Below are 20,846 nucleotides of genomic sequence, written 5' to 3'. Positions count from 1 at the left end.
AGAAGTGGCGGGAGTAGGAGGCTCCTGATGATCAAGCTCATCAACGCCGCACTGGCCATCGTGGCCGGCGTGGGCGGGATGCTGGCGCTGTTCTGGATCCTCAACGCCATTGTCGAGCGACTGCCGGGCCGGTGGGAGGAGCGGCTCAAGCCGTACGTCTTCATCGGCCCGGCCGTCGCGCTCGTCGGCCTGTTCCTCGTCTATCCGGCGGTCCAGACGGTGATCTACAGCTTCGCCGACAAGAACAGCCAGAAGTGGGTGGGGTTCGAGAACTACAAGGCCCTGTGGAACGACGACAACTTCCGCTCGGCCCTGTTGAACAACCTGCTGTGGATCCTCGTGGTCCCTGCGGTCAGCGTCGTGATCGGTCTTCTGATCGCGGTTCTCGCCGACCGGTTGAGGCCAACGAGCGAGAAGGTCGCCAAGTCGGTGATCTTCATGCCGATGGCGATCAGCTTCGTCGGCGCGAGCACGATCTGGCGGTTCGTCTACGACACCCGGTTCGCCGAGGGAGACGAGCAGATAGGCCTCTTGTCGGCGATCACGACAGGTCTCGGCTTCGACCCGGTGTCCTGGCTCCGCCTCGACGCCTGGAACGTCAACGACTTCCTGCTCATGGCGATCATGATCTGGCTCCAGGCCGGGTTCGCGATGGTGCTCCTGTCGGCGGCGGTCAAGGGCGTCCCGGAGGACACGCTAGAGGCGGCCCGCATCGACGGGGCGAACGAGCTGCAGATCTTCTTCCGGGTCGTCGTGCCTCAGATCTGGCCGACCGTCATCGTCGTCTTCACCACCGTCCTGATCCTGGTGATGAAGGTCTTCGACATCGTCTACGTCATGACCGGCGGCAACGCCGACACCGACGTCGTGGCCAACATCTTCGTCGAGGAGCTGATCGAGTTCGGCGACGACGGCCGCGCCGCCGCGGTGGTCGTGGTCCTGATGATCGCAGTGATCCCGGTGATGATCTACCAGGTCCGCCGGTTCCGGATGCAGGAGGCTGGACGATGACCCAGGCAGCACCGACCGTCGACGTCGACCCGATGGGCGGGGAGGGACAGAAGCCGCCACGTGCGCAGCGGTTCACCCTCGGCAGCGTGGTCGTCCGGGCAACCGTCGCGTTGCTCTGCCTGCTCTGGCTGGTCCCCACGATCGGGCTCCTCGTGTCGTCGTTCCGGAGCGAGGAGGCGGTCAAGGAGGACGGCTGGTGGACCGTGTTCGCCTCGCCTCTGGAGTTCTCGCAGTGGACGCTGGACAGCTATGACTCGGTCATCTTCGACCAGGGGATGGGCAGCGCGTTTCTCAACAGCATCGTGGTGACGGTGCCGGCCACGATCATCCCGATCATGATCGCGGCATTCGCGGCGTACGCCTTCACCTTCATGCGGTTCCCGGGCAGGGACCTGCTGTTCATCCTGGTGGTGGGCCTGCTCGTGGTGCCGCTGCAGGTCGCCTTCGTCCCGCTGCTGCGGCTGTTCAGCCAGTACGAGCTCAATGGCACGTTCCTGGCCGTGTGGCTGGCGCATGCCGGCTTCGGCATGCCGCTGGCCATCTACATCCTGCGCAACTACATGGCCTCGCTGCCGCACGAGATCATCGAGTCGGCGGCGGTCGACGGTGCCAGCCACTTCCGGACGTTCTGGTCGCTCGTGGTGCCGATGTCGGTGCCGGCCCTCGCGGCCTACGCGATCTTCCAGTTCCTCTGGGTGTGGAACGACCTGCTCGTCGCGCTCCTCTTCCTCGGCGCGGGAGAGAACGAGGTGGTCACCATCAACCTGCGCGACCTGATCGGTGACCTCGGCCAGGAGTGGCACCTGCTCACGGCGGGCGCCTTCATCTCGATGGTGCTGCCGCTGGCCGTGTTCTTCGCGCTGCAGCGCTACTTCGTTCGTGGACTGACCGCTGGTTCGGTCAAGGGCTAGGAGGAAACCGATGGCAACCGTGCGGTTCGAGAAGGCACAGCGCTGGTACCCAGGAGCGGATACTCCTGCCGTACCCGGCATCGACCTCGAGATCGAGGACGGCGAGTTCATGGTGCTCGTCGGCCCGTCCGGGTGCGGAAAGTCGACGACGCTGCGGATGCTGGCGGGGCTGGAGGAGGTCAACTCCGGCAACGTCTACATCGGGGACCGCGACGTCACCAAGCTGTCGCCGAAGGACCGCGACATCGCGATGGTGTTCCAGAACTACGCGCTCTACCCCCACATGACGGTGGCCGACAACATGGCGTTCGCGCTCAAGATGGCCAAGGTCCCTTCGGAGGAACGCAAGGTGCGGGTCCGCGAGGCAGCCGGCATCCTCGGGCTGACCGACTACCTCGACCGCAAGCCCAAGGCGTTGTCCGGTGGCCAGCGGCAGCGGGTGGCGATGGGCCGCGCGATCGTCCGGCAGCCGCAGGTGTTCCTGATGGACGAGCCGCTGTCGAACCTCGACGCCAAGATGCGGGTGGCGACGCGCACCGACATCGCCAAGCTCCAGGCCGACCTGGGCATCACCACCGTCTACGTCACCCACGACCAGATCGAGGCGATGACGATGGGCGACCGGGTCGCGGTCATGAACTTCGGTGAGCTGCAGCAGGTCGACACGCCGCTGTCGCTCTACGACCGGCCGAACAACCGGTTCGTGGCCGGGTTCATCGGCTCCCCGGCGATGAACTTCCTGGAAGGGGAGATGACCGACGGCGGGCTCCGGATCGGCGACTACGACCTCCCGGTGCCACGCGACGTGCTGCAGAAGGCGACGGACGGCGTGGTCGTGGGCGTCCGCCCCGAGCACTTCGAGATCGCCTCCGACAACAACGGCATCCCGATCGAGGTCACTCTCGTCGAGGAGCTCGGTGCCGACGCCTACATCTACGGCACCACCGACGTCCAGGGCACGCCGGGCCACCTGGTCGTGCGGGGTCTCGCGCGTCGCGATGTGGCCAAGGGGTCGACCGTGTATGTCAGCGCCGACGCCGAGCGCATCCACGTGTTCGACAAGGCGACGGAGAAGCGGCTGAACTGACGGGTCCGGACTGGTCAGTCAGCCGTCGCCCGATCCGCCGTGCGTCGTACGGCGGAGGCGATGGTGTCGTAGAGCGGCTTCGGGAAGTCGTGGCCCATGGCATCGATGAGCAGCAGCTCGCTGCCCGGGACTGCCATGGCGGTGGACCGACCGCCCGAGACGTGCACCATCCGGTCGGCGAGGCCGTGGATGACGAGGACCGGCATCTTCAGCTTGCGCAGCTGGGCGGTGCGGTCGGGCTGGGTGAGCACGGCGATCATCTGGCGCATCACGCCGACGCGGCTCACGCCCCGGTCGAACGTCTCGTGACCCCGTCGCTCGAGCTCCTCCTGGTCGAAGGGGAAGCCGGGGGAGCTGATCAGTCGCCAGACCTTCAGGCTGGCCGCGAGGTAGGCCTCGCGGTCCGGTCCGCGGCGGCCGATCAGCGTCGGCAGCAGGATCGGGCTCTGCCACCCGACCGTCCGCCGGCCGGTCGTCGACATGATGCTGGTCAGCGAGCGCACCCGGTCGGGACGGTCGATCGCCATCGTCTGGGCGATCATGCCGCCCATCGACGCGCCGACGACGTGCGCGGACTCGAGCCCGAGGTGGTCGAGCAGGCCGAAGGCGTCCTCGGCGAGGTCGGCGATGGAGTACGGCGCCTCGACGGGCCGGCCGAGGAACGCTCGGACCAGGATCGCCTGGCTAACGCGGCCTGGGTCGCGGGAGGAGCGGCCGGTGTCGCGGTTGTCGTAGCGGATGACGAAGAAGCCACGCTGGGCGAGCAGGACGCACAGCTCGGTGTCCCACCAGTTCATCGGACCGCCGAGGCCCATCACCAGCAGCAACGGGTCGGCGGTCGGCTCGCCGAACGTCTGGTAGCACAGCTCGACGCCGCTGGGGAGCGACGCGAACGACTCTTCGGAGACCGAGACGTTGCTCTGGTCAGCTGACGCGCTCATGAACAACAGTTTGCCGAATGGTCCCCAGTTGACGATTCAACGAAGCTAGGTTGGGGTACATGACCAGCGTGCTCGCGCCGTACCTGTTGCCCGACGGTTTCGGTCGTCCGGCGCTCGCGGCGTTGCTGCGCGAGGGCAGCGTCGTCACCGAGGCGGGCCGGCTCGCGGTCCAGAAGGGCTCCGCTCGGCGTACTCGCCGACGGACGCCGTACGCCGCCCGCGGCGTGATCCGCGCGGCCGAGCCGGTGCTGCTCGTCCCCGGCTTCCTCGCCGGCGACTGGACGCTGCTGGAGATGGCGGCAGGTCTGCGCCAGCGGGGCTTCCGCACCTATCGGTCGCACATCCGCGCCAACGTCAGCTGCACGCTCAAGGCGGCGGCGCTGGTCGAGTCGCAGCTCGAGCGGATCGCCGACCGGCGCGGCTCGCGGGTCCAGATCGTCGGGCACAGCCTCGGCGGCATGATCGCTCGCGGCATCGCCGTACGCCGCCCCGACCTGGTCTCCGGCATCGTCACCATGGGCAGCCCGATGCTGGCGCCCGCCGCCCACCACCGGCTGCTGACCGGGAGCGTCACCGTGCTGAACCGGCTGTCGGCAGTCGGTCTCGCCGGCTTCATGTCGGCGGAGTGCGTGTCCGGCCCGTGCGCCGAGACCAGCTTCCACGAGGTCCGTGAGCCGCTCCCGGAGGGCGTCGCGATGACCAACATCTACTCGCGTCGTGACGGCATCGTCGACTGGAAGGCGTGCATCGACCCGCAGGGTGTCGCCATCCAGGTCCGCGCGTCCCACATCGGCATGGCCCTCGACCCGAGAGTCGTCCTCGTCGTCGGCGACGCGCTGGCGCGCCACACCGCCGGCGTGGCCACGCTGAGCGCGGTCGAATCCGCCTAGTCGAAGTCGATCGAGCTGAACTGGCGCAGCTTCTGCAGCTGGTGCTCGGAAGTGATGGTGCGGATCGTGCCGCTCCGGGATCGCATGACCAGCGACTCGGTGGTGCACCCGCCGGCGCGGTAGCGGACGCCGCGGAGCAGCTCGCCGTCGGTGATGCCGGTGGCGACGAAGAACGTGTCGTCGCCGGTGACCAGCGTGTCCGTGGTGAGCACGTGGTCGGTGTCGAGGTTGTGGCCGGCGTCGATGGCGCGCTGGCGCTCGTCGTCGTCGGTGGGCCAGAGGCGGCCCTGGATGGTGCCGCCCATCGCCTTGATCGCACAGGCCGTGATGATCCCCTCGGGGGTGCCGCCCACGCCGAGCAGGAGGTCGACGCCGGAGTTCGGGCGGGCAGCCGAGATCGCACCGGCCACGTCGCCGTCGGTGATGAACTTGATCCGCGCACCGGTGGCCCGGATCTCGTCGACCAGCTGGGCGTGGCGCGGACGGTCGAGCAGCACGACGGTCACGTCGGAGGGCTGCGCGCCCTTGGCCTTCGCGACCTGGTTGATGTTCTCGGCGACCGGGTAGCGGATGTCGACGACGTCGGCGGCCTCGGGACCGGTGACCAGCTTCTCCATGTAGAAGACCGCGGACGGGTCGTACATCGAGCCGCGCGGCGCGACGGCGAGCACGGCGATCGCGTTGCTCATGCCCTTCGCGGTCAGGGTCGTGCCGTCGATCGGGTCAACCGCGACGTCGCACTCCGGACCCGAGCCGTCGCCGACCCGCTCGCCGTTGTAGAGCATCGGGGCGTCGTCCTTCTCGCCCTCGCCGATCACGACCACGCCGTCCATGCCGATCGTGGAGATCATCACCCGCATGGCGTTGACGGCGACGGCGTCCGCACCGTTCTTGTCGCCGCGGCCCACCCAGCGACCGGCGGCCATCGCGGCCGCCTCGGTGACCCGCACCAGCTCGAGGGCGAGGTTGCGGTCGGGGGCCGGCGTCGGCACGGGGAAGGAGCTCTCCATGGACGAACCCTATCGTCCGCAGGGCCGTGGTCCGTCAGTCGGAAGCCGCGTCGGCGCGAGCGTCGTACGTCGTCACGGCCGTCTCCTTGACCGACAGCCAGACCTCCTGTCCCGGGACGAGCGCCAGCTCGCGGGAGGCGGCCGGGGTGACGTCGGCGATCAGGTCGCGCTCGCCGGTGACCTGGAGCCGGATCGCGTCACCGTGCGGAGCGGCGCCGCGGACGACGCCGTGCCAGCGGTTGCGGGCCGAGTCGGCCGGGGCGTGCCGGGAGACCGTCACCGCGGCCGGCGAGAACGCCCGCAGCCGGTCGCCGTCCCGGAGGACGTTGAGGCCGACCAGGCGGGCGACGTGCTCGGTCAGCGGCTGTGCGGCCACCTCCGCGGGGGTGCCGACCTGTGCCACCCGCCCGCTGTCGAGCACGACGACCGTCGTGGCGAGCGTCAGCGCGTCGAGGGCGTCGTGGGTGACGAGCAGGGTGATGCCCCGGAAGTCGGCGAGGTGCTTGCCGAGCTCGATCCGCAGCGTCGCCGCCACGCCGACGTCGAGCCCGGTGAACGGCTCGTCGAGCAGCAGCAGGTCCGGATCGGTCACCAGGGCCCGCGCGATCGCGACCCGCTGGGCCTGGCCGCCGCTGAGCTGGGCCGGCTTTCGGTCGGCGAGCTCGGCCACGCCGAGTCGCTCGAGCCAGGTTCGCGCGGCCGCGCGCGCGGAATGCTTCGGCTCCCCCCGCGAGCGGGGCCCGAAGGCGACGTTGTCGAGCGCGGAGAGGTGGGGGAACAGGCGCTGGTCCTGGAAGACCACGCCGACCTCGCGCTCCTGGGGCGCGAGCGCGAGGAGGTCCCGGCCGCCGAGCAGCGCGCTCCCCTCGGCGTGCTGGAGCCCCGCGAGTGCGTGGACGAACGAGCTCTTGCCCGCGCCGTTCGGGCCGACGAGGGCGATGACGTCGCCCGGCTCGGCGTCGACCTCGACGTCGAGTCGGCCGGGGATGGCGAGGCGGGCTGCGAGGGTCATGCCGTCACCAGCCAGCGGTCGCGCAAGGCCACCAGCACCCCCACCGAGACCAGCAGCATGATCAGGCTCAGCGCCAGCGCGGCGTCGGCGTCGGACTGCCGCGCGACGTAGATCAGCGTCGGCATCGTCTGGGTGGTCCCGGGGTAGTTGCCGTTGAACGTGATCGTGGCGCCGAACTCGCCCAGCGACCGGGCCCACGCCAGCACCATGGCGGCCGCGATGCCGGGGAGCGCGAGCGGGACGGTGACCCTGCGGAACGTCGTCCAGCGGCTGGCGCCCAGGGTGGCGGCGGCGCCGTCGTACCCACTCCCCGTCGAGCGCAGCGCCCCCTCGATGCTGATCACCAGGAAGGGGAGCGCCACGAAGACGTGCGCCAGCACCACGCCCGAGGTGGTGTAGGGGAACGCGAAGCCGGTCAGGTCGAGCAGCGGCTCGCCGATGAGCCCCGAGCGGCCGAACGCCGACCGGAGTGCGATGCCGGCGACCACCGGCGGCAGGACCATGGGCACGATCACCAGCGCCCGCACGAGCCGACTTCCCGGGAAGTCCACCCGGGCCAGCAGCCAGGCGAGGGGGAGCCCGATCACCAGCGAGACGAGCATCGCCGCGGTCGACGTCGAGACCGACAGCCACAGCGCGTCGCGCGCGGCCTCGGACGCCAGGGCGTCGGCGAGCCCGCGGGGGTCCGTGGCCGCGACCATGGCGGCCAGCGGGACCAGCAGCACGCCGGCCCCGAGCACTGCCGGGACCACGAGGATCCACGGCGCGCGGCCCAGCGGGTCGCGGCCGGTCACGGCGGCCCGAACCCCGCCTCGGCCAGCGCCGCCTCGCCCTCGTCGCCGGTGACCAGGTCGACCCACTCCTGGGCGAGGTCGCCGTCCTCCGCCTGGTCCAGCGCGCCGATGGAGTACGACGTGAGCTGCTCCTCCGCGCCGTCGATCGGGATCGAGGCGACGTCCGCACCTGCGGCGACGGCGTCGGTCGCGTAGACGAGCCCCGCCTCCGCCTCCCCGGAGACCACCTTGTCCAGCGTCGCGCGGGCGTCCTCCTCGAGGCTCGCCGGCTCGGCGTCGACCCCGGCGGCGGCGAGGACGTCGAGCGCCACCCGCCCGCACGGCACGTCGTCGGCGCAGCGCACCCAGGTCGCGCCGTCGAGGTCCGCAAGGGTCGCGATCCCGGCCGGGTTGCCGGGCGGGGTCACGATGACCAGCATGTTGGTGGCGAAGACCTGGGGGTCGGCGACCACTCCGGCGTCCTCGGCGAGCGCCATCGCGGCCCGGTCAGCCGTCGCCAGCACGTCGCCGGGCGCGCCGTCGGCCGCCTGCTCGGCAAGGTCCGTGCTGGACCCGAACGAGAGCTCCACCTCGACGCCGTCGTGGTCCGCCTCGAACTGGTCGGCGAGGTCGGTGAAGACGTCGGTCAGCGACGCCGCGGCGAGCACCTGGAGGGAGTCGGCGTCGTCCGTGCCGCACGCCGCCAACGTGCTGAGCACCAGCACGGTCGCGACGACCGGCGTCCCGCGCCTCACGGCCGCTCCACGACGACGCTGGTCGACTTCACCGAGGCGATGGCCCGGACGCCGGGCTCGAGTCCGAGCTCCGTGGCGGCCTCCGCGCTCATCAGCGACACCACCCGGTAGGGGCCGCACACCATCTCGATCTGAGCCATCACGCTGTCCTTCACGACCCGGGTGACGATCCCGGTCATCCGGTTGCGCGCGCTGACCGAGCCGGCGCGGGTGCGCTCCCGCTCGGCGTCGTCCACCAAGGACGCGGCGTGCGCGGCGAGGTCGGCGCCGGGGATCACCGCCCGGCCGTCGCGGGTGGTGCTGGGCACGCGACCGGCGTCGACCCAGCGTCGTACGGTGTCGTCGCTGACGCCGAGCAGGTCGGCCGCCTCCGCGATTCGATAGTCCGTCACCCGTTCAGCATTCCGCACCTGCGGACGAAATACCAGGTAAATGCACGCATCTGCGGAGGTCGAGGATCCGCGGGTCCGCCCCGCTGGGCTCCCCGGCGGAGTCGGCTGTGAAGATAGGCCCGCTATGAGTACGTCGGACACGGGCCGCCCGGGCAGGTACGAGCGCTCCGTCGGGGGCCTGGTCGCCGCGCTGCTGGTGACCGTGGTGGCGGTCGGCGGGCTGCTGTGGGTCCTCGGGCTGTTCCGGGCGGACGTGGAGATCGACCCGGAGGAGATCGACTACCTCAACACCGTCGCCGAGGCGCAGGACGCCGGGCTGGAGCCCGTCTACCCCACCTCGCTGCCCGAGGGCTGGATCGCGACGGCCTACGACGTGATGGCCGGCGAGAAGCCCACCTTCGAGATCCGGATGCTCACCGACGACGACGAGTTCGTCGCGATCCGCCAGGAGTCGGCACCGGCGTCCGAGCTCGTGCGGCAGCACGTCGACGAGGAGGCCTCGCCCATCGACGTGTACACGGCGAGCGGCTCGGTCGCCGAGGCGTGGGAGGGGTTCGAGGACGAGGGAGGCGACACGGCGTACGCCGCCGAGGTCGGTCGCCAGACCGTGCTGGTCTACGGGTCCGCCTCGCCCGAGGAGCTGCAGGACCTGATCGGCCGGCTCACGGCCGAGCCGGTCGCGGACTGACTACTCGGCCTCGTCGTCGCCGATGACCGCGTCCAGCCGGGCCCGGGCACCGTCGAGCCACTCCTGGCAGATGGTCGCCAGCAGCTCGCCGCGCTCCCAGAGCGTCAGCGACTCCTCGAGGGTCGTGCCGCCGGCCTCGAGGCGGCGGACCACCTCGACCAGCTCCTCCCGCGCCTCCTCGTAGGACGGGCGCTCGTCGGGCTCAGTCGTCATCGGTCTCCTCGAGCAGCTCGGTGCGGTCGGTGGTCACGTGGATCCTGCCGTCGGCCACCCGGACGCTCATCGCCGCCCCCGCGGTGACGCCCGCCGCGGAGGTCACGACGTGGCCGGCGTCGTCCTGGAGCACGGCGTAGCCCCGCTGCAGGGTGGCCAGCGGCGACAGCGCCCGTGCGCGCGCACGGTGGTGGGCGATGTCGTCGGCGGCCCGGTCGAGCCGGTGACCCAGGGTGCGCCGCATCCTCGCGCACAGTCCGGTGAGCTCGTCGTGGCGGCGGTCCAGGAGCGTGCGCGGGTCGGCCAGCACCGGCCGGGACCGCAGCGAGTCGAGGACGGCCTGCTCGCGAGCGACCTGGGCGACCAGTGCGCGCCGAAGCCGGTCGCGGGCATGGCTCACGCCGGTGGCCTCGGCCGCGACGTCGGGCACGATCAGCTTGGCCGCGTCGGTGGGCGTCGACGCCCGGACGTCGGCGACCAGGTCGAGCAGCGGCTGGTCGGGCTCGTGGCCGATCGCGGAGACGACCGGGGTCCGTGCCTTGGCGACCGCCCGGATGAGGCCCTCGTCGGAGAACGGCAGCAGGTCCTCGACCGAGCCGCCGCCCCGGGCGATCACGATGACGTCGACCCTGTCCGCACCGTCCCGGCTGTCCAATCTTTCCAGGGCCTCGATCACCTCGAGTGCCGACCGCGGCCCCTGCATCGCCGCGTAGACGGTCTCGAAGACCACGCCCGGCCAGCGACGGGTGGCGTTCTCGACGACGTCCTTCTCCGCAGCCGACCGGGGCGCGGTGACCAGGCCGATCCGTCCCGGGAGGAACGGCAGCCGGCGCTTCCGCTCCTGCGCGAACAGGCCCTCCGCCGCCAGCAGCTGGCGGCGCTGCTCGAGCCTGGCCAGCAGCTCACCGAGGCCCACCATCCGGATGTCGCGGGCGTAGAGGGAGAACGTCCCGCGGTTGGCGTAGTAGGACGGCTTCGCCTGGATGACGACGCTCGCGCCCTCGACCAGCGGCGGCTGCAGCCCGTCGAACAGCACCCGCGAGCACGTGACCGGGACCGAGATGTCGGCCACCGAGTCGCGGAGGGTCAGGAACACCGTGCCGACTCCGGGCCGACGGTTCACCTGCGCCACCTGGCCCTCGACCCACACGACGCCGAGCCGGTCGATCCAGCCGGCGACCGCGTTGGCGATCGTCCGGACCGGGGCCGGCTTCTCGAGGGAGGTCTCCAGAGCCACACGGTGACCCTATTTGATCCGGCCGACACAGCAGGGCCCGACCGGTCGGGATTTCACCCTGGAGATCTCCTCGGGGCCGCCCGGCCGGGTCACGCCCGGCAGCATGGCGGGCCGCCGGTCGCCGTAGGGTGGCCGCCGTGCGGCTTCGGATCGATCTCGCGTACGACGGCACCGCCTTCCACGGGTGGGCCGCACAGCCGGCGCTCCGGACCGTGCAGGGCGAGCTGACGGCGGCTCTCGCGACGGTGCTCCGCCGGCCCGCCGGGGAGCTGCAGGTGGTCTGCGCCGGGCGGACCGACGCAGGGGTCCACGCCCGCGGCCAGGTCGCCCACGTCGACCTGGCCGACGACCCCGGCGACCTCGAGCAGCTCGCGCGGAGGGTCAACGGGGTGCTGCCGGCCGACGCCCGGGTCCACCGGATCGCCGTAGCACCGCCGGGCTTCGACGCCCGGTTCGGCGCACTGTGGCGGCGCTACGCCTACCGGATCGCCGACGACCCGGCCGCCGTCGACCCGCTGCACCGCCACCACGTGCTCGCGTGGCCGCGGCGGCTCGACCTCGATGCCATGAACCAGGCGGCCGCGACGCTGGTCGGGCTCCACGACTTCGCGTCGTTCTGCAAGCAGCGGCCCGGCGCCACCACGATCCGCACCCTGCTCGGGCTCTCCTGGTCGCGCGACGACGCCGGGGTGGCGGTGGGCAGGGTGAAGGCGGACGCGTTCTGCCACTCGATGGTGCGCGCCCTCGTCGGCTGCCTGGTGGCCGTCGGGGAGGGCCGCAGGCCCCCGGAGTGGGCGCAGGAGATCCTCATGGCGCGGCGGAGGGACTCGGCGGTGGCCGTGCTCCACGCGCACGGCCTCACCCTCGAGGAGGTCGCCTACCCACCGGACCACGAGCTGGCCGCCCGCGCCGAGCTGACGGCCGCGCGACGCGAGGCGACGGACCCATGAGCGACGACCACTACTTCACCGCCGACCCGGCGGCACCGTTCCAGCGTGCGCCCGTCCGGGCGGACGTCTGGGGGCACCACCTCGAGCTCACCAGCGGCTCCGGCGTCTTCGCGCAGGGCCGGCTCGACATCGGCACCTCGGTGCTCTTCCGCGAGACCGAGCCGCCCGCAGGCGGGCGGATCCTGGACCTCGGCTGCGGGTACGGCGTCATCGGGCTGGCCGTCTGCGCAGCCACGCCGGACGTCCGGGTGACCGCCGTCGACGTCAACCGCCGGGCGGTCCTCCTCGCCAACGAGAACGCCGAGGCGCTGGGCGTTGCCGACCGCTTCACCGCGCTCACGCCGGAGGAGGTGCCGGCAGGGGAGACGTACGACGAGATCTGGTCGAACCCGCCGATCCGGATCGGCAAGGCCGCGCTCCACGAGCTCCTGCTGACCTGGCTGCCCCGCCTCGCGCCCGGTGGCCGCGCGGTGATGGTCGTCGGCAAGAACCTCGGCGCCGACTCCCTCCAGCGGTGGCTGGGGGAGCAGGGCTACCCGACCACCCGGCTGGCGAGCGCGAAGGGGTTCCGCGTGCTGGAGACCCGACTAGGTTGACGGCATGCAGACCGAGATCACGGTGCGCGGGTCGTACTCCGCCTTCCTCCCGCCCGAGCGCGGAACGGTCCGCGCGTCCCTCGGGTTCGAGGGCCCGCAGATGCAGCCGGTCTACGACCGGGTGGTCCGCGACCTGGAGGCCGTGAAGGCGTCGGTCGAGCCGCTCCACGACGCCGAGAGCGGCGCGGTCACCTGGTGGGCGACCCGCCACGTCCGCACCTGGACGCACCGCCCGTGGCACAAGGAGGGCAAGCAGCTGCCGCTCGTGCACCACGCCAGCGTGGGGCTCGAGGTGAAGTTCCGCGACTTCGGGGCACTGACCCGATGGGTCGGCGCGCACGTCGAGCACACCGACGGGTTCAGCCTCGAGGGCGTGGAGTGGGCGCTGACCGAGGCGCGAAAGCAGGAGCTTGCGCGCGAGGTCCGGGCGCGCGCCGTACGCGACGCCTCAGCACGGGCGCAGGAGTACGCCGACGCCCTCGACCTCGGGGCCGTCCGGCCGGTCGCGCTGGCGGACGCCGGGATGCTCGGCAACGGCCTGCACCCGAGCGGCGGCGCCGAGGTCGCCTACCTGCGCGGCCAGTCGGTCGGCGACGCCGACGCAGGTGGCGCGCTCGCGCTCGCGCCCGAGGACATCGAGGTCTCGGCGACCGTCGACGCCCGGTTCGTCGCGGGCTGACGAGCTGTCCGAAAACCCGTCGCACCGCGCCGCGCGCTGACGGACAATCGACGCTTGTGGGTCATGTAGAGGTCACCGGCGTCCGGTACGAGCTGCCCGATGGTCGGGTGCTGCTCGACGACGTCTCGTTCCGCGTGGGCGACGGCGCGAAGGTCGCGCTGGTCGGTGCCAACGGGGCCGGCAAGACCACGCTGCTGCGGATCATCACCGGCGAGCTCGCGCCGCGCGCGGGGACGGTCGTCCGCTCCGGCGGGCTGGGCATCATGCGCCAGATGGTCGACCGCGGCCTCGGCGACGACCCGACCGTGGCCGACCTGCTGCTCTCGCTGGCCCCGCCGCGGATCCGCGCGGCGGCTGCGCTGGTCGAGAAGACCGAGCTCGCCCTGATGGAGGACGACAGCGAGACGGCCCAGCTGGCCTACGCCGAGGCGCTCGCGGAGTACGCCGACGCCGGCGGCTACGACGTCGAGGTCACCTGGGACGTGTGCACTCATCGGGCGCTCGCGGTGCACTACGACAAGGCGAAGTACCGCACGCTGCGCACGCTCTCCGGCGGTGAGCAGAAGCGGATCGTGCTGGAGTACCTCCTCGCCGGTCCGGACGAGGTGCTGCTCCTCGACGAGCCCGACAACTTCCTCGACGTCCCCGGCAAGGTCTGGCTCGAGCAGCGGATCGCCGAGTCACCCAAGACGATCCTGTTCATCAGCCACGACCGCGAGCTGCTCGCCAACACCGCCACCCGGGTGGTGACCGTCGAGCTCGGGGCGGGCGGCGGGGGCAACGTCGTGTGGACGCACCCGGGCGGCTTCGCGTCGTACCACGACGCCCGGAGGGACCGGTTCCTGCGCTTCGAGGAGCTCCGCAAGCGGTGGGACGAGGAGCACGCCAAGCTCCGCACCCAGATGCTGATGTACAAGCAGAAAGCGGCCTACAACTCCGACATGGCCAGCCGCTACCAGGCGGCGCAGACCCGGCTCCGGAAGTTCGAGGAGGCGGGCCCGCCGACCGAGCAGCCGCGTGAGCAGCAGGTGAAGATGCGGCTCACCGGCGGGCGCACCGGCAAGCGCGCGGTGGTCTGCGAGTCGCTCGAGCTGACCGGGCTGATGAAGCCGTTCGACCTCGAGGTCTGGTACGGCGAGCGCGTGGCCGTCCTCGGCTCCAATGGGTCCGGCAAGTCGCACTTCCTCCGGCTGCTCGCGGCCGGCGGGAGCGACCCCGACGTCGAGCACCGGCCCGTCGGCGACGTCGTCGTACAGCCGGTGCGGCACGCGGGTGTCGCCAAGCTCGGGGCGCGGGTCCGGCCCGGCTGGTTCGTCCAGACGCACGAGCACCCGGAGCTGACCGGCCGCACCCTGCTGGAGGTCCTGCACCGCGGCGACGGCAGGCCCACCGGGCGGCAGGGCATGGGCCGCGAGCAGGCGAGCCGGGTGCTCGACCGCTACGAGCTCAGCATCGCGGCCGAGCAGCGGTTCGAGTCGCTCAGCGGAGGCCAGCAGGCGCGGTTCCAGATCCTGCTGCTGGAGCTGTCCGGCGCGACGCTGCTGCTGCTCGACGAGCCGACCGACAACCTCGACGTCGCCTCGGCCGAGGCGCTCGAGGACGGTCTCGGCGCGTTCGACGGCACGGTCCTCGCAGTGACCCACGATCGGTGGTTCGCTCGGGGCTTCGACAGGTTCCTGGTCTTCGGCGCCGACGGCGGCGTCTACGAGTCCGACGATCCCGTGTGGGACGAGGGAAGGGTGGCACGAGTCCGATGACGCTGCAGATCGAGGTGGTCGACCCGTTCGACGACGACGTGCTCCGGGCGTGGCTGGACGTCGTCAACATCGCTGACGAGTTCGAGCGCGGCGAGGCTGCGACCGCGTGGACGTTCCCGGAGATCCGGGTCCTCGCCCGCGAGCCGCGCAAGCACATCAAGGAGGTCCGGGTCACCGGCTCCGTCGACGGTGTCGTCGTCGCGTCCGGCCAGGTCCGGCTGCCGCAGCTCGACAACCTGTCGGCGGCCGACATCGAGGTGAGCGTGCTGCCGGAGCACCGGCGCCGCGGCTACGGCTCGGAGCTCCTGCAGTTCTGCGAGCAGGTCGCCAAGGAGCACGGGCGCACCCGGTTCGACGCGATGACCGCGTGGAAGTACGACGGCCCGCCCGACGGCACCGGCACCTCAGGCGTGGAGTTCGGCAAGGTGCACGGCTACGTGTTCGGCCTCGGTGACGTGCAGCGCGAGGTCACCCTGCCGGTCGACGACGCGCTCCTCGACGAGCTCGCGGCGGAGGCGGCGGCGTACTCCGGCGGCTACGAGCTCCGCACCTGGAGCGGCCCGTTCCCCGACGACGACCTGCTCCCCAGCTATCTCGAGCTCTCCTCGAAGCTGATCACGGAGGCGCCGACCGGTGACATGGACTACGAGGAGGAGGCCGTGGACATCGAGTCCCACCGGGTCCAGGAGGCCATCATGGTCAAGCAGGGACGGACGATGTTCACCACCGTCGCGCTCGACGGCGACGGCGAGGTGGCGGCCTTCACCGACCTGATGGCGCCGTCCCACGACACGACCCGCGTCTACCAGTGGGGCACCCTGGCCAGCCGCGCCCACCGGGGCCACCGGCTCGGCCTCGCCGTCAAGATCGCCAACCTGCGCGCCCTCCAGGCCACCGGCGAGTACGACGGCCGCCGGCTGGTCACGTGGAACGCCGAGGTCAACGACCACATGATCGGCATCAACCACCGGATGGGGTTCGTCCCGACTGCGCGGGCCGGGGAGCTGCAGAAGAAGGTCTGAGACGCCGGCCCCGATCAGTCCGCGTCGGAGCCGAGCTCCATCGTGGTGGTCTGCTGCTCACCGTCGCGGAGGTAGGTGATGGTGACCTCGTCGCCGGGCCGGTAGGAGCGGACGGTCGCGACGAGAGCGGTGGAGTCCTCGACGACGTGGTCGTCGATGCGGGTGATCACGTCGCCGGCCCGCAGGCCCGCGTCGGCGGCGGCCGAGCCGTCCTCGATCGTCCGGATCACGGCCCCCCCGTCCTCGGTGCCGACCTCGATGCCGAGCCGCGCGTGGGTGGCCGGCTCGCCCGCGCGGAGCTGCTCGACGATCGGTGTCACCGCGTCGATGGGGATCGCGAACCCGAGGCCGATCGAGCCGGCCTCGCCCTGGACGCTGCCGGTCGTGCGGATCGACGCGTTGATGCCGACCAGATGCCCGTCCATGTCGACCAGCGCGCCGCCGCTGTTGCCGGGGTTGATGGCGGCGTCGGTCTGGATGGCCGGGTAGGCGGTGGCGTTGCCCTGCTCGTCACGCGCCACCTCCACCGGCCGGTCGAGCGCGCTGACGATGCCGCTGGTGACCGTCGAGTCGAGGCCGTACGGCGACCCGACCGCCACGACCTGCTCACCCACGTCGAGGTCGTCGGAGCTCCCGAGCGTGATCGGGGTCAGCCCCGAGACGTCCTCGGCCTGCACGAGCGCGGTATCGGTGAGGGGGTCGGTGCCGACCACGTCGCCGGTCGCCGTGGAGCCGTCCGCGAAGGAGACGGTCACCTCGGCGGACTCCGCGTCCGTCGTACCCCCGAGGGACACGACGTGGTCGTTGGTGAGGATCAGCCCGTCCTCGGTGAGGACGACGCCGGAACCGCTGCCGCCGGAGCCGCCCCCCTCCACGTCGAGCGCGACCACGGACGGGAGCACCGTCGCCGCGACCTCCTCGACGCTGCCGTCCGGGGCGTCGCGGTCGGCGGTGCCTGCTCCCTGGTCCGCCACCCGGAGCGGCGCTGTGGTCGGCGTGCCGGCGCCGTCTGCACCGTCGTCGTCCAGCACTGACCACAGCGCCGCACCGCCCAGGCCCGCGCCGCCGCCGACCACCAGCGCGCCCGCCAGCACCGTGGCCGTGAACCCGCGACGCGGACGCGGGACTCCCTGGTACGGCGGCGGTGCGACGGGCGGTGGCAGCTGTCGGTACGGCGGCGGCGCGGAGATCGTCATGCAGCCAGGGTGCGGACCCTGCCTGTGAGCGGGCTGAGACTGAGGTTCAGGTTTCCTCAGACCTGGCGGTTCCGCCCCTCCCAGTACGGCGCCCGCAGCTCGCGCTTGAGCACCTTGCCGGTCGGGTTGCGGGGGAGGGCCTGCACCACGTCGACCGACTTCGGGCACTTGTAGTGGGCGAGCCGCTCGCGGGCGTACGCGATGATCTCGTCCTCCGTCGCGACCGCGCCCTCCTTGAGCGCGACGAACGCCTTCACCGACTCGCCCCACTTCTCGTCCGGGACGCCGACGACCGCGACCTCCAGGACCGCCGGGTGCTCGGACAGCACGCGCTCGACCTCGGGGGAGTAGATGTTCTCGCCGCCGCTGATGATCATGTCCTTGAGCCGGTCCGAGACGTAGAGGAACCCGTCGGCGTCGAGGTGGCCGATGTCGCCGGTGCGGAACCAGCCGTCCTCGGTGATCACGTCGGCCGTCGCCTCGGGCTTGTTGAGGTAGCCGGCCATCAGCTGCGGCGTCCGCATCCAGATCTCGCCGGCCTCGCCGGCCGGGAGGTCGGCGAGCGTGCCGGGGTCGACGATCCGGAGCTCGCACTCGGGGATCGCGCGACCGGCCGACAGCAGCCGCTCGGGGTGGCCCTCCGCCTCGGCGTTGCGGTGCTCGTCGGCGAGGAGGTGGGTGGCGACCCCGGAGACCTCGGTGAGCCCGTAGACCTGGATGAAGTCCGTCGCCGGCCACGCCTCCATGGCGGCGCGCAGCAGCGGCGGCGGCATCGGCGAGGCGCCGTACGTGTAGGTCTTCAACGCGCTGAACAGCTTGATCGCGTCGGGCCCGGCCCGCAGCACCTGCGCCAGGACCGCCGGCACCAGGAAGGTGCAGGTGGCGCCGGCGAGGATCGCACCCGCCAGCGAGCCGGCGTCCGGCTCGCGGGTCATCACGCTGGGGACGCCGTCGTGGATCCCGAAGAGGACGTACGACGACCCGCCCACGTGGAACAGCGGCATCGCCACCATCGACTTGTCACCGGGGCCGAACGCCCAGCCGTCGTGGGCGTTGATCGTGTGGCGAACCATGTTGCGGTGGGTGAGCATGACGCCCTTGGGGTGGCCGGTCGTGCCCGAGGAGTAGAGCACCAGGCACACGTCGTCCTCGACCACGTCGGGGCCGTCGTCACAGGGCGTCGCCGCGGCCAGGAACGCCTCGTACTCGTCGTCCTCGGCGCCGTCCGGCGTCACCGTGATGATCCGCTCCACGTGAGCCAGCCGGTCGCGGATGGCCTCGACGGTCGGCAGCAGCTCGGCGCCGACGAAGAGCACCTTGGCGCCGGAGTCGTTGACGACGTAGTCGATCTCGTCGCCCGCCATCCGCCAGTTGATCACCGCGTTGGCGGCGCCGATCGACCCCGCAGCCATGCTGATCTCCACGCACGCCGGGTGGTTCTTGTCGAGGAAGCCGACGACGTCGCCGCGGGCGATCCCCAGCTCCCGCAGGCCGCCAGCGGCGCGGTGCACCCGCTCGTGGAGCTGCGCCCAGGTCCAGGTCCGTCCCAGGTAGGTCATCGCCTCGCTGTCCGGCGCGGCCTCGGCCCAGTAGTTGAGCCGGTCGTCGACGTAGGTCGGCTCCGGCGGCTGTGCGGGCGGCCAGGGTGCGCGGGAAGGGGCGTCAGAGACGGCGTCGTCCACAGTGGTCATCGGTGGATTGTGGCCGACGCCACACCCCGGCACAACGACCGCAACCGCGTGGGGGGAAGTCAGACCGGCAGCCCGAGCGCGCGCAGGTCGGCCCGCAGCCGGTCGGCGCCGGCGTAGACCAGGCCGCGCATCCCCAGCGCCACGGCGGCGGCCGCGTTGCCGGGCTTGTCGTCGACGAACACCAGCGCGGCGAGCGGCAGGCCGCACCGCTCGGCCGCGAGCCGGTAGATCGCCGGGTCGGGCTTGGCGACCCGCTCCGCGCCGGACACGACGACGTCGTCGAGGAGGTCGAGGAAGGGGAACTTCGCCTGGGCCTGCGGGTAGAGCTCCGCGGAGAAGTTGGTCAGCCCGACCTGGGGCACGCCGGCGGCCCGCAGCTCGCGCAGGAGGCCGATCGTGTCGGCGTGCTCGCCGACCAGGGAGGCAGCGAAGTGCTCGTGGTAGGCGCGACCGTGCTGCAGCCACTGCGGGTGCTCACGCTCGAGCCGGGCGAGCGCCTCGTCCCAGGACAGGCCGGCGTCGCAGTCGTGGTTCCAGGTGGCGAAGTCGAAGCCGTCGAAGAAGCGGCCGGCCTCCGCTTCGCCGAGACCGGCCGCCACCGCCGCCCGCGGGTCCCAGTCGATGAGGACGTTGCCCAGATCCCAGACGACCCCGGCCGCCGGGGCCGGGGTCGTCGTCGGGTCGGTCGTGGAGCTCAGCCCCACCGCTCCTCGGCGGGGGTGAACGTCAGCGTCCGGTCGCCTGTGTAGATCTGCTTGGGCCGGGCGATCTTCTGGTCCTTGTCCTGGATCAGCTCGCCCCACTGGGCCAGCCAGCCCGGCGTACGGCCGATCGCGAACAGGACGGTGAACATCTCCGGCGGGAACTGGAAGGCCTCGTAGATCAGGCCGGAGTAGAAGTCGACGTTGGGGTAGAGCTTGCGCTTGACGAAGTACTCGTCCTCGAGCGCGATCTTCTCCAGCTCCTGCGCGATCTCGAGGAGCGGGTTGACCCCGGTCACCTCGAAGACGTCGTCGCAGGCCTTCTTGATGATCTTCGCCCGCGGGTCGTAGTTCTTGTAGACCCGGTGGCCGAAGCCCATCAGCCGCTCGTTGCCGTCCTTCACGCCCTTGATGAAGGAGGGGATGTTCTCCTTCGTGCCGATCCGGCGCAGCATCCGCAGCACCGCCTCGTTGGCGCCGCCGTGGAGCGGGCCGAAGAGCGCGCCGATGCCGGCCGCCACCGCCGAGTAGGGGTCGACCTGCGAGGAGCCCACGGAGCGCACCGCGTTGGTCGAGCAGTTCTGCTCGTGGTCGGCGTGCAGGATGAAGAGCACGTCGAGCGCCTTGGCGAGCCGCGGGTCGGCGTCGTAGCGGTGCTCGCTCATCTTGAAGAGCATCGAGAGGAAGTTCTCGGTGTAGGACAGGTCGTTGTCCGGGTAGATGTAGGGCTTGCCCTGCGCGTGGCGGAACGCCCAGGCGCCGAGGGTCGGCATCTTCGCGATCATCCGCACGGTCTGGATGTGCCGGTTGGCCGGGTCCTGGATGTCCGACGCCTCGGGGTAGAACGTCGAGAGGGCCCCGACCGACGCCATCAGCATCCCCATCGGGTGCGCGTCGTAGCGGAAGCCCTGCATGAAGCTCTTGACGTTCTCGTGCACGTAGGTGTGGTAGGTGATCTCGTGGACCCACTGGTCGTACTGCTCCTTGGTGGGCAGCTCGCCGTAGATCAGGAGATAGGACACCTCCAGGAAGGTGGACTTCTCGGCCAGCTGCTCGATCGGGTAGCCCCGGTACTCCAGGACCCCCTTCTCCCCGTCGATGTAGGTCACGGAGCTGCGGCAGGAGGCGGTGTTCACGAATCCGGGGTCGTACGTCGCGAGGCCGGGCTGGTCGTCGGCCGTCTTGATCTGGCCCAGGTCAGCCGCACGGATAGTGCCGTCGGTGATCGGGATGTCGTACTCCGCGCCGGTGCGGTTGTCTCGTACGGTGAGTGAGTCAGTCACGCCTGCACCGTAGTCGCCCCGCCCAGCCGGGCGTAAGGCGCTGTCCGTCTC

General features: G+C 71.4%; 22 protein-coding genes. 10 read left to right on the top strand and 12 right to left on the bottom strand.

Annotated elements, in window-relative coordinates:
• Positions 1-27 precede the first annotated feature (27 nt).
• Genes F0U47_RS07585 through F0U47_RS07575 form a run of 3 tightly spaced genes read left to right on the top strand, consistent with a single transcriptional unit; the run spans position 28 to position 3,009 of the window.
• On the top strand, positions 28-1,011 hold the full coding sequence (locus tag F0U47_RS07585; protein WP_149749706.1) for a carbohydrate ABC transporter permease: 984 nt from the start codon (positions 28-30) through the stop codon (positions 1,009-1,011).
• Positions 1,008-1,922, top strand: coding sequence for a carbohydrate ABC transporter permease (locus F0U47_RS07580; protein ID WP_246159511.1), 915 nt, complete (start codon positions 1,008-1,010; stop codon positions 1,920-1,922). The genes F0U47_RS07585 and F0U47_RS07580 overlap by 4 nt, the downstream gene beginning before the upstream one ends.
• 10 nt (positions 1,923-1,932) lie before the next feature.
• Entirely contained in the window at positions 1,933-3,009 is a 1,077-nt protein-coding gene (locus F0U47_RS07575; protein WP_149749705.1) for an ABC transporter ATP-binding protein, read from the top strand.
• 14 nt (positions 3,010-3,023) lie between these two features.
• On the opposite strand, the gene F0U47_RS07570 is transcribed toward F0U47_RS07575, so the two are convergent.
• Positions 3,024-3,950, bottom strand: a complete 927-nt coding sequence (locus tag F0U47_RS07570; RefSeq protein WP_149749704.1) for an alpha/beta fold hydrolase — start codon at positions 3,948-3,950, stop codon at positions 3,024-3,026.
• 59 nt (positions 3,951-4,009) lie between these two features.
• Between F0U47_RS07570 and F0U47_RS07565 the strand changes: the two genes are divergently transcribed.
• The gene (locus F0U47_RS07565) at positions 4,010-4,840 is read left to right on the top strand and encodes an esterase/lipase family protein (protein ID WP_149749703.1); all 831 of its coding nucleotides are present in this window, start codon (positions 4,010-4,012) and stop codon (positions 4,838-4,840) included.
• Here F0U47_RS07565 and glpX read toward each other — a convergent pair.
• The 5 genes from glpX to F0U47_RS07540 are packed head-to-tail and all read right to left on the bottom strand — an operon-like array spanning position 4,837 to position 8,782.
• Complete coding sequence (gene glpX, locus F0U47_RS07560) at positions 4,837-5,850, bottom strand: class II fructose-bisphosphatase (RefSeq protein ID WP_149749702.1); 1,014 nt, start codon at positions 5,848-5,850, stop codon at positions 4,837-4,839. The two genes, F0U47_RS07565 and glpX, sit on opposite strands and share 4 nt — an antisense overlap.
• Before the next feature lie 34 nt (positions 5,851-5,884).
• Entirely contained in the window at positions 5,885-6,862 is a 978-nt protein-coding gene (locus F0U47_RS07555; RefSeq protein WP_149749701.1) for an ABC transporter ATP-binding protein, read from the bottom strand.
• Complete coding sequence (locus tag F0U47_RS07550; protein ID WP_246159510.1) at positions 6,859-7,656, bottom strand: ABC transporter permease; 798 nt, start codon at positions 7,654-7,656, stop codon at positions 6,859-6,861. The genes F0U47_RS07555 and F0U47_RS07550 overlap by 4 nt, the downstream gene beginning before the upstream one ends.
• Positions 7,653-8,390 carry a molybdate ABC transporter substrate-binding protein gene (modA, locus tag F0U47_RS07545; RefSeq protein ID WP_149749700.1) on the bottom strand — a complete coding sequence of 246 codons (738 nt, stop codon included), beginning with the start codon at positions 8,388-8,390 and terminating at the stop codon, positions 7,653-7,655. Before modA ends, F0U47_RS07550 begins: the two co-directional genes overlap by 4 nt.
• Positions 8,387-8,782: a TOBE domain-containing protein gene (locus F0U47_RS07540; protein ID WP_149749699.1), complete on the bottom strand. Its 396-nt coding sequence runs from the start codon at positions 8,780-8,782 to the stop codon at positions 8,387-8,389. Before F0U47_RS07540 ends, modA begins: the two co-directional genes overlap by 4 nt.
• 124 nt (positions 8,783-8,906) lie before the next feature.
• Between F0U47_RS07540 and F0U47_RS07535 the strand changes: the two genes are divergently transcribed.
• Positions 8,907-9,470: a DUF4245 family protein gene (locus F0U47_RS07535; RefSeq protein ID WP_188111214.1), complete on the top strand. Its 564-nt coding sequence runs from the start codon at positions 8,907-8,909 to the stop codon at positions 9,468-9,470.
• Here the strand turns inward: F0U47_RS07535 and F0U47_RS07530 are convergent, their stop codons facing one another.
• Positions 9,471-9,683: an exodeoxyribonuclease VII small subunit gene (locus F0U47_RS07530; RefSeq protein ID WP_149749697.1), complete on the bottom strand. Its 213-nt coding sequence runs from the start codon at positions 9,681-9,683 to the stop codon at positions 9,471-9,473.
• On the bottom strand, positions 9,673-10,920 hold the full coding sequence (xseA, locus tag F0U47_RS07525) for an exodeoxyribonuclease VII large subunit (protein WP_149749696.1): 1,248 nt from the start codon (positions 10,918-10,920) through the stop codon (positions 9,673-9,675). The genes F0U47_RS07530 and xseA overlap by 11 nt, the downstream gene beginning before the upstream one ends.
• Before the next feature lie 137 nt (positions 10,921-11,057).
• Here xseA and truA point away from each other — a divergent pair, with 137 nt between their 5' ends.
• From truA to F0U47_RS07500, 5 genes are read left to right on the top strand one after another with little or no spacing between them, the layout of a single operon-like run.
• Positions 11,058-11,870 (top strand): tRNA pseudouridine(38-40) synthase TruA, encoded by an 813-nt coding sequence (truA, locus tag F0U47_RS07520; protein WP_149749695.1) that lies wholly within the window; start codon positions 11,058-11,060, stop codon positions 11,868-11,870.
• On the top strand, positions 11,867-12,466 hold the full coding sequence (locus F0U47_RS07515; protein ID WP_149749694.1) for a class I SAM-dependent methyltransferase: 600 nt from the start codon (positions 11,867-11,869) through the stop codon (positions 12,464-12,466). Before truA ends, F0U47_RS07515 begins: the two co-directional genes overlap by 4 nt.
• Positions 12,467-12,470: 4 nt before the next feature.
• Complete coding sequence (locus tag F0U47_RS07510) at positions 12,471-13,145, top strand: SIMPL domain-containing protein (protein ID WP_149749693.1); 675 nt, start codon at positions 12,471-12,473, stop codon at positions 13,143-13,145.
• A 56-nt stretch (positions 13,146-13,201) separates the two neighbouring features.
• Positions 13,202-14,902: an ABC-F family ATP-binding cassette domain-containing protein gene (locus F0U47_RS07505; protein ID WP_149749692.1), complete on the top strand. Its 1,701-nt coding sequence runs from the start codon at positions 13,202-13,204 to the stop codon at positions 14,900-14,902.
• Positions 14,899-15,924: a GNAT family N-acetyltransferase gene (locus tag F0U47_RS07500; protein ID WP_149749691.1), complete on the top strand. Its 1,026-nt coding sequence runs from the start codon at positions 14,899-14,901 to the stop codon at positions 15,922-15,924. Before F0U47_RS07505 ends, F0U47_RS07500 begins: the two co-directional genes overlap by 4 nt.
• A gap of 14 nt (positions 15,925-15,938) precedes the next feature.
• Here F0U47_RS07500 and F0U47_RS07495 read toward each other — a convergent pair whose 3' ends face one another.
• From F0U47_RS07495 to F0U47_RS07480, 4 genes are read right to left on the bottom strand one after another with little or no spacing between them, the layout of a single operon-like run.
• A complete protein-coding gene (locus F0U47_RS07495; protein ID WP_149749690.1) occupies positions 15,939-17,120 on the bottom strand; it encodes a S1C family serine protease in 1,182 nt (393 codons plus the stop codon).
• Between the two features lie 56 nt (positions 17,121-17,176).
• Positions 17,177-18,811, bottom strand: a complete 1,635-nt coding sequence (locus F0U47_RS07490; RefSeq protein ID WP_149749689.1) for a long-chain-fatty-acid--CoA ligase — start codon at positions 18,809-18,811, stop codon at positions 17,177-17,179.
• 59 nt (positions 18,812-18,870) lie between these two features.
• Positions 18,871-19,515, bottom strand: coding sequence for an HAD-IA family hydrolase (locus F0U47_RS07485; RefSeq protein WP_246159509.1), 645 nt, complete (start codon positions 19,513-19,515; stop codon positions 18,871-18,873).
• Positions 19,506-20,795 (bottom strand): citrate synthase, encoded by a 1,290-nt coding sequence (locus tag F0U47_RS07480; RefSeq protein WP_149749688.1) that lies wholly within the window; start codon positions 20,793-20,795, stop codon positions 19,506-19,508. Before F0U47_RS07480 ends, F0U47_RS07485 begins: the two co-directional genes overlap by 10 nt.
• Between the last annotated feature and the right edge of the window lie 51 nt (positions 20,796-20,846).

The organism is Nocardioides antri (genome assembly GCF_008373765.1).
In the GTDB taxonomy this organism is placed as follows: domain Bacteria; phylum Actinomycetota; class Actinomycetes; order Propionibacteriales; family Nocardioidaceae; genus Nocardioides; species Nocardioides antri.
The sequence above is the reverse complement of the archived record's forward strand: the minus strand, read 5'-3'. Positions and strand labels throughout refer to the sequence as shown.